At 54.6% G+C, this 12,643-nt stretch carries 10 protein-coding genes and 6 tRNA genes; 10 read left to right on the plus strand and 6 right to left on the minus strand.

The window, feature by feature from the left end; genetic code table 11:
- Positions 1-148: 148 nt before the first annotated feature.
- Together glk and ipdC are read right to left on the minus strand one after the other, a co-directional pair.
- Positions 149-1,114 (minus strand): glucokinase, encoded by a 966-nt coding sequence (gene glk / locus AFL22_RS22440; protein WP_010257856.1) that lies wholly within the window; start codon positions 1,112-1,114, stop codon positions 149-151.
- A 160-nt stretch (positions 1,115-1,274) separates the two neighbouring features.
- Positions 1,275-2,927, minus strand: a complete 1,653-nt coding sequence (gene ipdC, locus AFL22_RS22445; protein ID WP_052272203.1) for an indolepyruvate decarboxylase — start codon at positions 2,925-2,927, stop codon at positions 1,275-1,277.
- Between the two features lie 219 nt (positions 2,928-3,146).
- On the opposite strand from ipdC, the gene mgrA reads away from it, so the two are divergent.
- Complete coding sequence (gene mgrA / locus AFL22_RS22450) at positions 3,147-4,136, plus strand: L-glyceraldehyde 3-phosphate reductase (RefSeq protein ID WP_010257851.1); 990 nt, start codon at positions 3,147-3,149, stop codon at positions 4,134-4,136.
- A 172-nt stretch (positions 4,137-4,308) separates the two neighbouring features.
- Positions 4,309-4,704, plus strand: coding sequence for a DUF2502 domain-containing protein (locus tag AFL22_RS22455; protein WP_052272204.1), 396 nt, complete (start codon positions 4,309-4,311; stop codon positions 4,702-4,704).
- A gap of 362 nt (positions 4,705-5,066) precedes the next feature.
- Here the strand turns inward: AFL22_RS22455 and AFL22_RS22460 are convergent, their stop codons facing one another.
- Positions 5,067-6,308 carry an Nramp family divalent metal transporter gene (locus AFL22_RS22460; RefSeq protein ID WP_010257845.1) on the minus strand — a complete coding sequence of 414 codons (1,242 nt, stop codon included), beginning with the start codon at positions 6,306-6,308 and terminating at the stop codon, positions 5,067-5,069.
- Between the two features lie 369 nt (positions 6,309-6,677).
- On the opposite strand from AFL22_RS22460, the gene AFL22_RS22465 reads away from it, so the two are divergent.
- Positions 6,678-7,868, plus strand: coding sequence for a NupC/NupG family nucleoside CNT transporter (locus AFL22_RS22465; RefSeq protein ID WP_010671371.1), 1,191 nt, complete (start codon positions 6,678-6,680; stop codon positions 7,866-7,868).
- Between the two features lie 326 nt (positions 7,869-8,194).
- Here the strand turns inward: AFL22_RS22465 and AFL22_RS22470 are convergent.
- A tRNA-Ala gene (locus tag AFL22_RS22470) sits at positions 8,195-8,270 on the minus strand.
- Positions 8,271-8,314: 44 nt separating this feature from the next.
- Positions 8,315-8,390 (minus strand) — tRNA-Ala (locus AFL22_RS22475).
- Positions 8,391-8,749: 359 nt separating this feature from the next.
- Here AFL22_RS22475 and AFL22_RS22480 point away from each other — a divergent pair.
- The 3 genes from AFL22_RS22480 to AFL22_RS22490 all read left to right on the plus strand — a co-directional run bounded on the left by AFL22_RS22480 (position 8,750) and on the right by AFL22_RS22490 (position 10,381).
- Positions 8,750-9,538 (plus strand): formate/nitrite transporter family protein, encoded by a 789-nt coding sequence (locus AFL22_RS22480; RefSeq protein WP_010257841.1) that lies wholly within the window; start codon positions 8,750-8,752, stop codon positions 9,536-9,538.
- 111 nt (positions 9,539-9,649) lie between these two features.
- Positions 9,650-10,003 carry a YfeC-like transcriptional regulator gene (locus AFL22_RS22485; RefSeq protein WP_010257838.1) on the plus strand — a complete coding sequence of 118 codons (354 nt, stop codon included), beginning with the start codon at positions 9,650-9,652 and terminating at the stop codon, positions 10,001-10,003.
- A 24-nt stretch (positions 10,004-10,027) separates the two neighbouring features.
- Positions 10,028-10,381: a YfeC-like transcriptional regulator gene (locus AFL22_RS22490; RefSeq protein ID WP_052272206.1), complete on the plus strand. Its 354-nt coding sequence runs from the start codon at positions 10,028-10,030 to the stop codon at positions 10,379-10,381.
- Positions 10,382-10,414: 33 nt separating this feature from the next.
- Here AFL22_RS22490 and gltX read toward each other — a convergent pair whose 3' ends face one another.
- On the minus strand, positions 10,415-11,830 hold the full coding sequence (gene gltX, locus AFL22_RS22495) for a glutamate--tRNA ligase (protein ID WP_010257834.1): 1,416 nt from the start codon (positions 11,828-11,830) through the stop codon (positions 10,415-10,417).
- 272 nt (positions 11,831-12,102) lie between these two features.
- On the opposite strand from gltX, the gene AFL22_RS22500 reads away from it, so the two are divergent.
- The 4 genes from AFL22_RS22500 to AFL22_RS22515 all read left to right on the plus strand — a co-directional run bounded on the left by AFL22_RS22500 (position 12,103) and on the right by AFL22_RS22515 (position 12,485).
- Positions 12,103-12,178 (plus strand) — tRNA-Val (locus tag AFL22_RS22500).
- Between the two features lie 41 nt (positions 12,179-12,219).
- Positions 12,220-12,295: transfer RNA gene (locus AFL22_RS22505), tRNA-Val, on the plus strand.
- 34 nt (positions 12,296-12,329) lie between these two features.
- Positions 12,330-12,405: transfer RNA gene (locus AFL22_RS22510), tRNA-Val, on the plus strand.
- A gap of 4 nt (positions 12,406-12,409) precedes the next feature.
- Positions 12,410-12,485, plus strand: a tRNA-Lys gene (locus tag AFL22_RS22515).
- Positions 12,486-12,643 lie beyond the last annotated feature (158 nt).

Genomic DNA, 12,643 nt, shown 5'->3' on the forward strand with positions numbered 1-12,643 from the left:
AAAGGCCTGTTCAGAAAGGGGGGTGGCGAAGCAGGAGAGCAGCAGCAAAAAATCCGGGGGGTTTTCCCGATCCTGCCCCGCTGAAGCAGGCCGATCGGGAAAATCGCTCGCGCGCAGAATGGCAGTACGCGCGCGAGGTAAAGCAGAATCAGATTTCGCGACCCAGCGTCTGGCGCAGATGCGCGCCCGCGCCCAGCAGGCCAGGCTGGTCGTGCGTAATCATATAAACCGGGATGCTGGCAACATAGTCGCGGAAGCGGCCTTTATCTTCAAACGCCGCACGGAAACCCGACGACTTAAAGAACTCCAGGAAGCGTGGCACGATGCCACCGGCAATATAGACACCACCAAAGGTGCCAAGATTCAGCGCCAGGTTGCCGCCGAAACGGCCCATGATGACGCAGAACATTGACAGCGCGCGACGGCAGTCGGTGCAGCTGTCATCCAGCGCACGCTGGCTGACATCTTTCGGCTTCAGGTTTTCCGGCACGCGATTATCCACTTTAACAATCGCACGATAGAGGTTAACCAGACCGGCACCTGACAGCACACGTTCCGCTGAAACATGGCCCAGCTCTTCGCGCAGCACTTCCAGGATCTGATCTTCTTCTTCGCTGTTGGCAGCGAAGTCGACATGACCGCCCTCACCTGGCAGGCTGACCCAGCGCTTGTCCACATGCACCAGATGGCTGACGCCTAATCCGGTGCCGGCACCATAAATCGCGATAGGTTTATCTTTGACTGGCTCTGTACCGCCAAACTGAATCACGTTTTCGGCGGTCAGCATCGGGATCGCCATAGATACCGCAGTGAAGTCGTTAATGATTTCCAGGTGTTCAAAACCGATGTTCTCTTTGAGCTTGCGCGTGGAAAACGCCCAGTCATGGTTGGTCATTTCAACCCAGTCATCGGTAATCGGGCAGGCAATGGCAATACAGCCATCTTTAACGTCCTGCTGTTGTTCATCAAGATAGTGGCGGATGACGGCTTCGAGGCTGTCGTATTCTGATGTTGAGAATGTTTTGGCCTGGGTGATGCTGCCGCTTTCCACCTCACACAGGGCGAGGCGTGCGTTAGTACCGCCGACATCGCCGACCAAGGCATAGGTTGTCATTCTTCTGTTGCTCCGCTTGGGGTCTTAAGAGTTGGAGGACACTATAAAATTCTGCCCATAAAACAACAACGCTCACCGGTGCGATTGGTGAGCGTCTTACTCAGGTGTGCTACAGCCTAACCGCGATAGTCCACCCTGCACAGCGGCAACTATCTGAATCTTAGCCGCCGTTGCGTTGATTCAGGCAGGCGGTGACTTTTCGTAGCAGTGGCGGCAAATCCTCTTTCTGCATGACGACTTCAACCAGAGAGAGCCACTTCGGCTCTGAGAGTCGCGCCATCACTTCCTCTAACTGCACCGTTTCACTGATACGCCAGCTCTGCGCCTGGCCCTGCAGGCTAAGGGCGTGCGGTAAGGCCGTCCAGTTCCACTGGGCAATATCATTGTAACGTTGTGTTGCGCCATGAATCGCCCGTTCGACGGTATAGCCTTCATTATTCAGCAAAAAGAGTATCAGTCGCTGCTGGTCACGCAGCATCGAACCCAGTTCCTGAATTGTCAGCTGCGCCGAACCGTCCCCGATGATCAGGATAACCCGGCGATCAGGATCGGCAGTCTGCGCGCCAAATGCTGCCGGAAGAGTATAGCCGATTGATCCCCATAATGGCTGAACCACCAGCTGCGCCTGCGAGGGCAATCTTAACGCGGCGGCCCCAAAGGCGGCTGTCCCCTGCTCGGCCAGAATAAGGTCGCCGGGTTGCAGGAATGCCTGCATCGCCTGCCAGAACGCCTGCTGGCTGATCACCGCCGCCGGTTCTGCAGGCTGCGCGGCGGGCGGCGTGGCACCGGGTTGCCACTGCTGGCCATAGCGTTCAAACAGCGGCAGCAGTTCGCTCAGCGCATCCGCCATCGACAGTGGCGCAAAACGTTCACCGCCCACGCTGGCGCTGAGGGGCTGCAGATCAATCAGCCGCTCAGGGTTAAACTGCTGCGTGAAGCCTGCAGTAATGGTGTCGGTAAATCGCACCCCGACGCAGATCGCCACATCCACCTGCTCGATCTGTTCGCACACCTGACCTGCGCTGGCCTCACCGGCATAGGTACCGACGTAACCCGGCTGCTGTTCATCCAGAACCCCCTTGCCCATCAGCAGGCTGGCACAGGGAATCGCACACTGTTCACGCAGCGCGGCCAGTGCGGACTGCTGCTGCCAGCGCAGCGCAAGAAAATCGGCCAGGAGTGAAACCCGCTGCGCCGGTGCCAGCAAACGTTCCGCCGCGTCGCTGAAAGCGCGACGCGCAGCGGGCGAAGAGGATTGATGACTGTTCAGGGGCTGCGCGGGTGGCTGCACCTCCATGGCCGCCACGTCGACGGCCAGCGATAAATAGCCGGGACGGCGGGCCTGCAGCGCACAGACGATCACCCGATCAATCTCAGCCGTGGCGTTGTCGGCGGTAAGCTGTGCCGTTGCCGCACTGACTTCTGCGGCCATGCGAATAAAATGCTGGAAATCGCCATCGCCCAGCGAATGATGAACACAATCCCCCTGCAACTGGGCCTGCGTCGCAGGCGCGCCAACGATATGGATCACCGGCAGATACTCGGCATAACTGCCCGCAATGCCATTAATCGCGCTGAGCTCGCCCACACCAAACGTGGTCAATAGCGCTCCCGCGCCGTTGCAGCGTGCATAACCGTCTGCCGCATAGGCTGCGTTAAGCTCATTAGCGCAGCCTACCCAGCTGATGGCCGGATGGGCGATGACGTGGTCAAGAAATTGCAGGTTATAGTCGCCCGGCACGCCAAACAGATGCTTTACACCAATCTCCTGCAGACGGGTCAGCAGGTAATCTCCAACAGTAAAAGTGGACATTGCGCATTCCTTTCAGGGATGAGTCGGGTTAAGTATCTGACAGAGGATGAAATTAGCGAGGCGTGCCGCTATTTTAGCCAGCCGCAATGGCTGGAAAGGCGACGTTACGCTGGCGGAATATTCTGTAAAAATGCGAATTGCAGCGCGCTGTCACTGAGTGTAACCGTATACACTGATAGACTTTTGGCACATATCCCCGTTTTTACCCAGGAGCGCTGAATGTCCCTTTTCCCTCATCCCGATCGCTATCAACAGATGGAATATCGCCGCAGCGGCCGCAGCGGAATCAAACTGCCCGCCATTTCGCTGGGACTGTGGCATAACTTTGGTGACAGTACCCGGGTCGATAACAGCCGTGAGCTGCTGCGTCATGCGTTTGACCTTGGCATCACGCACTTCGACTTAGCCAACAATTACGGTCCACCCCCTGGCTCAGCAGAAGAGAACTTCGGGCGTATTCTGCGGGAAGATTTTCGTGCCCATCGTGATGAGCTGATCATCTCCACTAAAGCGGGCTATACCATGTGGCAGGGGCCTTATGGGGATTGGGGTTCGCGTAAATATCTGGTCGCCAGTCTGGATCAGAGCCTGAAGCGAATGGGGCTGGAGTATGTGGATATTTTCTATCATCACCGTCCCGATCCGGAAACCCCGCTGGAAGAGACGATGCGCGCGCTGGATCATGTGGTGCGCCAGGGCAAAGCGCTTTACGCTGCCCTTTCAAACTATCCGGCCGATCTCGCCGCCGAAGCGATAGCTATCCTGCGCGATCTAGGCACCCCTTGTCTGATTCACCAGCCGCGCTATTCGATGTTTGAACGCACACCTGAGCAAGGATTGATTCAGACGCTGGGCGATGCGGGCGTCGGCTGTATCGCCTTCTCTCCGCTGGCAGGCGGCGTGCTCACCGATCGCTATCTGCAGGGCATTCCGGAAGATTCGCGCGCGGCCAGCGGCAGCAAGTTCCTGAATGAGAACCAGCTGACGGATGAGAAGATGGAGAAGGTCCGCAAGCTTAATGCTATTGCGCAGCAGCGCGAACAGAAGCTGGCGCAGATGGCGCTGGCGTGGGTGCTGCGCGATGAGCGTGTGACTTCAGTACTGATCGGAGCCAGCAAAACAGCCCAGATCGATGACGCGGTGGCGATGCTCGCTCGCCGTCAGTTCAGCGACAGCGAGTTAGCTGCGATTGACGCGGCACTACTGTAACGGTTTTAGCGCCCGGCTGACGCCGGGCGTTTTCTGCGCCAGAATAGTCTCAAACCCCTTTCTCTCCCCAATTTCCTCACAATCTTCCGACACAATGATGCGGTAACAACAGCAATACGCAGGCATAATCGCTGCGCCGCAACAGCGTCAGACTGTTGATGAGGAGAAGAAAATGAAAAGAGCCCTTATTTTTGCTGCCCTGCTGGCCCTGTTGTCGCCGCTGGCACACCACACAGCCCAGGCCTCCAGTGCCTCTATTACTCTGGCCCCCGGCGTCACCCTGAATCTTGGCGATCGCGATCGCCGTGGCTATTACTGGGATGGTGGCCGCTGGCGTGAACCGCGCTGGTGGAACGACCGCTATTCTTACAACGAACGCCGCTGGTGGCGACACGAAGAGTGGCGTCGTCAGCAGCAGTGGGAGCGCGAACGCCGCTGGCATGAGCGCGACCGTGAGCGTCGCTGGGAACATCAGTACCGCCGCGATCGTGATCGTGGCTGGGATCGTCATGACCGTCGTGGTCCTGACCATCGCGGTCCAGACCATCACGGACACGATCGCCATTAATAAAAACGCCCGGCAGAACCGGGCGTTTCAGACAACACAAAGACTTCAATCAGTGTGATTCTGGCCGCAACGCATAAACTCAACGCGCAGGGAACACGGTCAGAAGAGGAAAGCGTCCCGCGCCATGGACAAAAACGCCGGGAGCGTTTTTGAACAACGCAACGCGTTGGCCCGGCTACGGGCGCACCTCAAGGATGAGGTGCGTAATCGCGCGGGCCGAGCATGTCATGGATGACGGATTTTGCGTCTTTCCGATCTGACCGTGTTTCCTGCGCTGGCTCGGTATCACTGCGAACCTGGCCAGACGTTGCCAACAAGAAAATGCCCGGCATAGCCGGGCGTTTTCTTGTTTACCATAACCGCTACAGCCCCAGCGCTTCACCCACCAGCAGGTAAAGATTCAGCGTAATCACCAGCAGCACGATCAGTCGCCCGGTATTCTGCATCAGACGCGAGTTAACCATATCATCGCCCATCAGCTCGCGGTTGCCGGTAAAGGAGAGCAGCGGAATCAACGCCAGCGCAATACCGAAACTCAGCAGCACCTGACTCATCACCAGCACCCTTGTCGGGTCCCAGCCTGCCCAGATGACAATAAAGGAGGGCAGCATGGTGACGGTTCGGCGCACCCACAGGGGAATATGGAAGTGGATAAAGCCCTGCATCACCACCTGCCCCGCCAGCGTACCGACCACCGTTGAAGATAATCCGGCGGCCACCAGGCTCAGACCAAACACCGTCGCCGCCGCCTGACCTAACAGCGGTTGCAGCGTCAGATAGGCCTGATCGAGTTCAGCGATTTTACTGTGGCCGCTGAAGTGAAACGCCGCTGCGGCAGTCGCCATCATTGCCAGGTTAACAAATCCGGCGATGGTCATGGCAATCGCCACATCCAGTTTAGTTGAGGAGTACCGCTGACCTTTGCTGTCCTCACTTTTGCCCTGCGTCAGCGCGGAGTGCAGGTAAATCACGTGCGGCATAATGGTCGCACCCAGCACACCCGCCGCCAGGAATACGGCATCCGACGTTGGTAACGCGGGCAGCGCCATACCGATCACCAGCTCTTTGACACTGGGCTGAGAGAAGAAGAGTTCGACGATATAGGCCGCCGCCACAAACAGCAGCAGTCCGCCAATCACCAGCTCCAGCGGCTTTTGCCCCCGGCTCTGTAACATTAATATCAGGAACGTGGCGATGCCGGTCAGCACCGCGCCCTGCATCAAAGAAATGCCGAGCAGCAGTTTGAACCCCAGCGCGGCACCGATAAATTCCGCCAGGTCAGTGGCCATGGCGATAATTTCCGCCTGCACCCAGTAAAACCAGACGGCAGGCCGGGGAAAACGATCGCGGATGTGTTCAGCGAGGTTTTTGCCGGTAGCGATACCCAGCTTGGCTGACATCAGCTGAATAAGCATGGCCATGATGTTGGCCCATACCACCACCCACAGCAATTTGTAGCCGTAAGCAGCGCCCGCCTGAATGTTGGTCGCAAAGTTGCCCGGATCGATATAGCCGATAGCGGCGATAAAAGCGGGCCCCAGTAGTGCGAGTTTGACTTTTCTGACTCCGCGAGCGGCGCGCTCGGCGGTACGACTTTCAAACATATCCGGTACCCTGTCTGAACATTTGCCTGCCCCGGCAGCTTAGGGGTTAGCAGGTGCAAGTGAAATTCGTTTGTTGTTATCGGTGTAATAGATGCTGCTATAAAGTATAGCCATTGCTATACATTACAGTAAAGGATGTGATTGCTAAAAATGTGAGCAATAGTGTCACTTTACGCCCGGTGTAAAATTCAGACAATAATTATGTGGTTATCTGAAGTGAAGTATTTGTAAACAGGACGTGATCTCTGGAACTTTTCTGGAAAATATAACGATAGCGAATACTTATATTGTGGTTCAGATCTCGTTTTTAAGTAACGCGTTACATAGAATACGCAACAAAATACAACCCTCCTCAAATTTGGAGCAACCATGTCCCATATTTTGCAATTTCTTTTAGCACTGGTGGTGGTCGGGATACTCGCCTTGCTGGTTAGTCACGATCGTAAAAGCATTCGCATTCGCTACATTATACAGCTACTGGTGATTGAAATTGTGCTCGCCTGGTTCTTCCTGAACTCAGAAGCGGGACTCGGTTTCGTCAAAGGATTCGCGGGCTTCTTTGACCATCTGCTGAAGTATGCCGCTGAGGGTACTAACTTCGTCTTTGGCAACATGAGCGACAAAGGTCTGGCCTTCTTCTTCCTTAACGTATTGTGCCCTATCGTCTTTATCTCTGCGCTGATCGGTATTCTGCAGCATTTCCGTATCCTGCCATGGGTGATTCGCGGTATTGGTACCGTACTGTCGAAAGTGAATGGCATGGGAAAACTGGAATCTTTCAACGCCGTAAGTTCTCTGATACTGGGACAATCAGAAAACTTCATCGCCTATAAAGATATCCTGGGCCAAATGTCACAGCGCCGCATGTACACCATGGCCGCGACCGCGATGTCGACCGTATCGATGTCGATCGTCGGCGCCTACATGACCATGCTGCAGCCGAAGTATGTGGTCGCCGCGCTGGTGCTCAACATGTTCAGCACCTTTATCGTGCTGTCGCTGATCAACCCTTATCGCGTTGAGAACGAAGAAGATCTGCAGTTGCAGGATCTGCACAAAGGCCAGAGCTTCTTTGAGATGCTGGGCGAGTATATCCTGGCCGGTTTCCGCGTCGCGATTATCGTTGCCGCCATGCTGATTGGTTTTATCGCGCTGATTTCAGGTCTGAATGCGCTGTTTGATCTGATCTTCGGCATCTCCTTCCAGGGCGTTCTCGGCTTTGTCTTCTATCCGTTTGCCTGGGTGATGGGCGTGCCTGCTGGCGAAGCGTTGCAGGTCGGCAGTATTATGGCGACCAAGCTGGTGTCGAATGAGTTTGTTGCCATGATGGATCTGCAGAAAATCGCGGGTCAGCTGTCGCCACATTCAGAAGGTATTCTTTCTGTGTTCCTGGTCTCGTTCGCCAACTTCTCTTCTATCGGCATCGTGGCCGGTGCGATTAAAGGTCTGAACGAAGAACAGGGCAACGTGGTTTCCCGCTTTGGTCTGAAGCTGCTGTACGGCTCTACGCTGGTCAGCGTGCTTTCCGCTGCTATCGCCGGTCTGGTTCTGGCGTTCTAAGCACGGTTCTGCGCTCTACTCTAAGCATCAAAGGGCGAGCAGGTCTCGCCCTTCTCTTTCTGCTCTATCCTTGCTCTGCTTCCCGCTGATTCCCCTTTCCCGCGTTACCTCTTTCATTGCACATGTCACATCTGCATTCAGATCGTGCACGAGAGGCGGCACAACGTCCTGCAAACAGCATCGGATGTCATGACAGGTTATGCCGGTTAATAACGCAATTAAGCGTGCGCAGCAGCGTGAATGGCAAAGCAATAGCGTTGGGATTCGCAGCAACTGGCGAATAAGAGATTAATCAGAAAGGATTTTGACAACGGAGTGTCAGAAAATGGTGGAGATAAGCGGGATCGAACCGCTGACCTCTTGCATGCCATGCAAGCGCTCTCCCAGCTGAGCTATACCCCCACATCTGGAATCGTTTTTCAGTGCCAAACTTTTGGGAAGAAGTTTGGTGGAGCTAAGCGGGATCGAACCGCTGACCTCCTGCATGCCATGCAGGCGCTCTCCCAGCTGAGCTATAGCCCCGAACCGAAAAACTGTCGCGTTAAGCGACGGACGGCATAATATGAAACCCCCTCCGGGGTGTCAACGGCAAAATGACATTCTCTGTTTGATCGCTGAAAAAGGCGGCAACCTGCGAAGTTTCAGCAGCATGCTGCAGGGGAAAATCGTGTCTGTTCACACAGGACCGTTTTTTAACTGTTATTCAGTCTGCCGTCAGGTTAATTCACGGTTAAATATGTTATAGGAATTTTCTTGTCTTCGGCTTTTTCGCATGCAAAACTTAGCCCGCTAATTTAGTGGTACCCGGGACCCTCTCCCGCGCACCACGCGTCCACCAGGCGTTATCGTCCCATTAATCATAAAAAAACTACTGAGATACTATGTCGCTGCATACACCTAAAGAAATCGCACAACTGGCGATCCAGTCAGGCGTGGCTAAAAGCCGTGCACCTGTCAGCATCCTTCTGATTCTCGGCTTTATGGCGGGCGCATTTATTGCGACCGGCTTCCTGCTGGATCTTCACGTGATCAACACCCTTCCCGCTGAATGGGGCTCTTTTGGTGGCCTGTTAGGTGCCGCAGTCTTCCCGGTGGGGATCATCATGACCGTGCTGGCGGGTGGTGAACTGCTGACCGGTAATATGATGACCTTACCGGTGGCCTGGTTCGCCCGTCGCATCAGCTTTATGAGCGTGGCGCGCAACTGGTTCTGGGTTACCCTGGCTAACTTTCTCGGCAGCGTGGCTGTCGCCTGGTTCTTTGGTCACATGCTGGGTATGACCGAGGGCGATTACCTGAAGAAGACCGTTGCTATCGCTTCTGCAAAAGTCCACGCTGATTTCCTGCACGCCTTTATTTCCGGCATCGGCTGTAACTGGCTGGTTTGCCTGGCGGTATGGCTGGCCTTTGCCAGTAAAGATGTGGTCGGCAAGATCTTCGGCATGTGGTTCCCGGTGATGGCATTTGTGGCCATTGGCTTCCAGCACGTTGTCGCTAACATGTTTATTATTCCGGCCGCCATTTTTGCCGGTCAGATGAGCTGGGCAGAGTACTTCCCTAATTTTATTGCCGTCTTCTCAGGCAATGCCGTGGGTGGTGCCGTGTTCGTTGGTCTGGCCTATTTCCTTGCATTCCGCCCTGCCGCTGAACCCGCCAGTAATCCTCAGTAATGATGTTTTGCCTTTTGTCGAGAGACAAAAGGCAATTTCAGCTTCAGTTACTTTCACCCGTTACGTTTTGCTGTAATATGTCCTGCTAATGTATTAATCAGGGACTGCATCGTGAAAAAGGAATGGCTTACCCCCGAAGAGCTGGCTGCAGAGACGGGTTACAGTCGGCAAACGGTGAATAAATGGATCAAGCGGGAAAACTGGACGACCACGCCGAAGCCCGGTGTGCAAGGCGGTAAAGCCCGATTGATTCACATTGATGAGCGCGTGAAAAGTTTTATTCAGTCGACTCGTAACCTTAACGAGCCGACGGCAACTTATGGCACTCCGTCTAATTCATTACCTGCGTTATTAATAAGTTCCGTCCAGCAAATGACTCAGGACGAGCAGGATCAATTCACTGCACTAATCTTACGCGAAGGTATCAAGGGCGTTTTGCAGCGACTGGGAATCAGCGAAGAGTAAGGTGTATTTATCAGGGAAGGTATGATGAAAAAGGAATGGTTAACACCCGAAGAACTCGCCTCAGAGACGGGCCTGAGCCGACAGACAGTGAACAAATGGATTAAGCGCGAAAACTGGACCACCCTGCCCAGACCCGGCATTCAGGGCGGCAAGGCGCGATTGATTCATGTCGATGATCGCGTAGAAAAATTTATCCATTCGACGCGTAGCCTGCACGAACCCGCCGCAATGTATAGGGTTCCGGCAGAGTCACTGACGGCACTGTTAGTAAATGCGGTTCCGCAAATGAGTCAGGCTGAACAGGAGCAGCTGTCAGCGCTGATATTACGGATAGGTATTAAAGGCATGTTGCAGCGTCTGGATATCACTGAAGAGTAAAAACCGGAAGCGCGTAGCTTCCGGCTCTGTTTATTAAGCCTGCGCTTCCCGCTCACTGATAAAGGCCAGCGCCTGCTCAATACGTGCAACGCTGCGGCTGCGGCCTATCGCTTCCACGGTGACATCCAGTCCGGGTGACTGACCGGCACCGGTTACGGCCACGCGCAGCGGCATGCCCACTTTCCCCATCCCGACTTCCAGCTCATCTGCGGTGCTCTGAATAGCCTGATGTACGTTTTCAGCCGTCCACTCTTCGATCGCGGCCAGCTTATCGCGTACCACTTCCAGCGGCTGACGTGCTACCGGACGAAGATGTTTCTTCGCGGCATCGGCATCAAATTCTGCAAAGTCTTCATAGAAGTAGCGGCAGGATGCAGCCATCTCTTTCAATGTTTTGCAGCGCTCGCCTAACAGACCAACCAGCTTCGCCAGTTCCGGCCCCGTGCGGGTATCAATTTTCTGCTCTTCAATATGCCACTGCAGATGTGTCGCCACATATTCTGGCGGCAGCGTATTGATGTAGTGATGGTTCAGCCACTGCAGTTTCTCAGTGTTGAACGCACTGGCAGACTTACTGACCGCATCCAGGGTAAAGAGCTCAGCCATTTCGGCCACGCTGAAGATTTCCTGATCGCCATGTGACCAGCCCAGACGAACCAGGTAGTTGAGCAGCGCTTCTGGCAGGTAGCCATCATCACGATACTGCATCACCCCTACCGCGCCATGACGCTTGGAGAGCTTTTTGCCATCATCACCCAGGATCATTGAGACATGGGCATAGACCGGAACCTGCGCGCCAATTGCTTTGAGGATGTTGATCTGACGTGGCGTGTTGTTAATGTGGTCTTCACCGCGAATCACATGGGTGATGCCCATATCCCAGTCATCCACGACGACGCAGAAGTTGTAGGTTGGCGAACCATCGGTGCGGCGGATGATCAGATCATCCAGCTCCTGGTTGCTGAACTCAATCGGGCCACGGATCTGGTCGTCAAAGATGACCGAACCTTCCTGCGGATTGCGGAAACGCACAACGCACGGCTCATCATCTGCATGATGTTCATGGCTGTCACGGCAGCGGCCGTCGTAACGCGGCTTTTCGTTGTTGGCCATCTGCTCTTCACGCAGCGCTTCCAGACGTTCTTTAGAGCAGTAGCATTTATAGGCTGTACCCGCTTCCAGCATTTCATCAATGACCGCGTTGTAACGATCAAAACGTTTTGTCTGGTAGTAAGGGCCTTCATTCCAGTCGAGGCTCAGCCAGTTCATGCCATCCATGATGGCTTCGATAGCTTCCGGCGTGGAGCGCTCCAGATCGGTGTCTTCAATGCGCAGCACGAACTCGCCCTGGTTGTGACGGGCAAAGAGCCAGGAGTAAAGTGCGGTACGGGCGCCACCTACATGCAGATAGCCAGTCGGACTGGGCGCGAAGCGTGTTTTGATTTTCATTGAGTATTGCCTTAGATGCGCGGGTTCTCTGTCTGGATGACAAAAAACAGGTTAGACGCGAAAAAACAGTGGGCACATTCTAGCATCTGACGGTGAATCCTCAATGCATGCCCGCCGGTTGCCGCCCGGGAAAAGGGGCTTTTCTGCCAGTAAAACCAGCACATTGGCTAAAAGCGCGACAGGGTGTTTAAAAATAAACCGAACGCACATTTATGTTTTAAAAAGCGTTGACTCAAAATCAACTATCCCTATAATGCGACTCCACACAGCGGGGGTGATTAGCTCAGTTGGTAGAGCATCTCCCTTACAAGGAGGGGGTCGGCGGTTCGAACCCGTCATCACCCACCACTCTTAACAGCGTGGCCCGCAGTGAACAGGTATGAAGATATGGGTGATTAGCTCAGTTGGTAGAGCATCTCCCTTACAAGGAGGGGGTCGGCGGTTCGAACCCGTCATCACCCACCATATCTTGCCTGTTAGTAGTACTGAAGTACGAAGTGGGTGATTAGCTCAGTTGGTAGAGCATCTCCCTTACAAGGAGGGGGTCGGCGGTTCGAACCCGTCATCACCCACCACTTCGGGTCGTTAGCTCAGTTGGTAGAGCAGTTGACTTTTAATCAATTGGTCGCAGGTTCGAATCCTGCACGACCCACCAATTCAGAATAAAGCGCCTTTAAGGCGCTTTTTTCGTTTCCGGGGCACGGACTTTACCGTAGGATAAGAACCTGCTGCAGGTTCGACTGAATCGCCGGGAGCGATTCAGGCTGATGCAACACACACCAATTAAGAATAAACCGCCCTCACGGTGGTTTT

This window comes from Pantoea sp. CFSAN033090 (genome assembly GCF_001264395.1).
In the GTDB taxonomy this organism is placed as follows: Bacteria; Pseudomonadota; Gammaproteobacteria; order Enterobacterales; family Enterobacteriaceae; genus Pantoea; species Pantoea agglomerans.

Excerpts from the sequence above, each read along its gene's own strand:
- mgrA (WP_010257851.1), top strand. The coding sequence starts at position 3,147 with ATGTCCCTTTTCCCTCATCCCGATCGCTATCAACAGATGGAATATCGC.
- AFL22_RS22480 (WP_010257841.1), top strand. The coding sequence starts at position 8,750 with ATGTCGCTGCATACACCTAAAGAAATCGCACAACTGGCGATCCAGTCA.
- AFL22_RS22490 (WP_052272206.1), top strand. The coding sequence starts at position 10,028 with ATGAAAAAGGAATGGTTAACACCCGAAGAACTCGCCTCAGAGACGGGC.
- AFL22_RS22465 (WP_010671371.1), top strand. The coding sequence starts at position 6,678 with ATGTCCCATATTTTGCAATTTCTTTTAGCACTGGTGGTGGTCGGGATA.
- ipdC (WP_052272203.1), bottom strand. The coding sequence starts at position 2,927 with ATGTCCACTTTTACTGTTGGAGATTACCTGCTGACCCGTCTGCAGGAG.
- gltX (WP_010257834.1), bottom strand. The coding sequence starts at position 11,830 with ATGAAAATCAAAACACGCTTCGCGCCCAGTCCGACTGGCTATCTGCAT.
- glk (WP_010257856.1), bottom strand. The coding sequence starts at position 1,114 with ATGACAACCTATGCCTTGGTCGGCGATGTCGGCGGTACTAACGCACGC.
- AFL22_RS22455 (WP_052272204.1), top strand. The coding sequence starts at position 4,309 with ATGAAAAGAGCCCTTATTTTTGCTGCCCTGCTGGCCCTGTTGTCGCCG.
- AFL22_RS22460 (WP_010257845.1), bottom strand. The coding sequence starts at position 6,308 with ATGTTTGAAAGTCGTACCGCCGAGCGCGCCGCTCGCGGAGTCAGAAAA.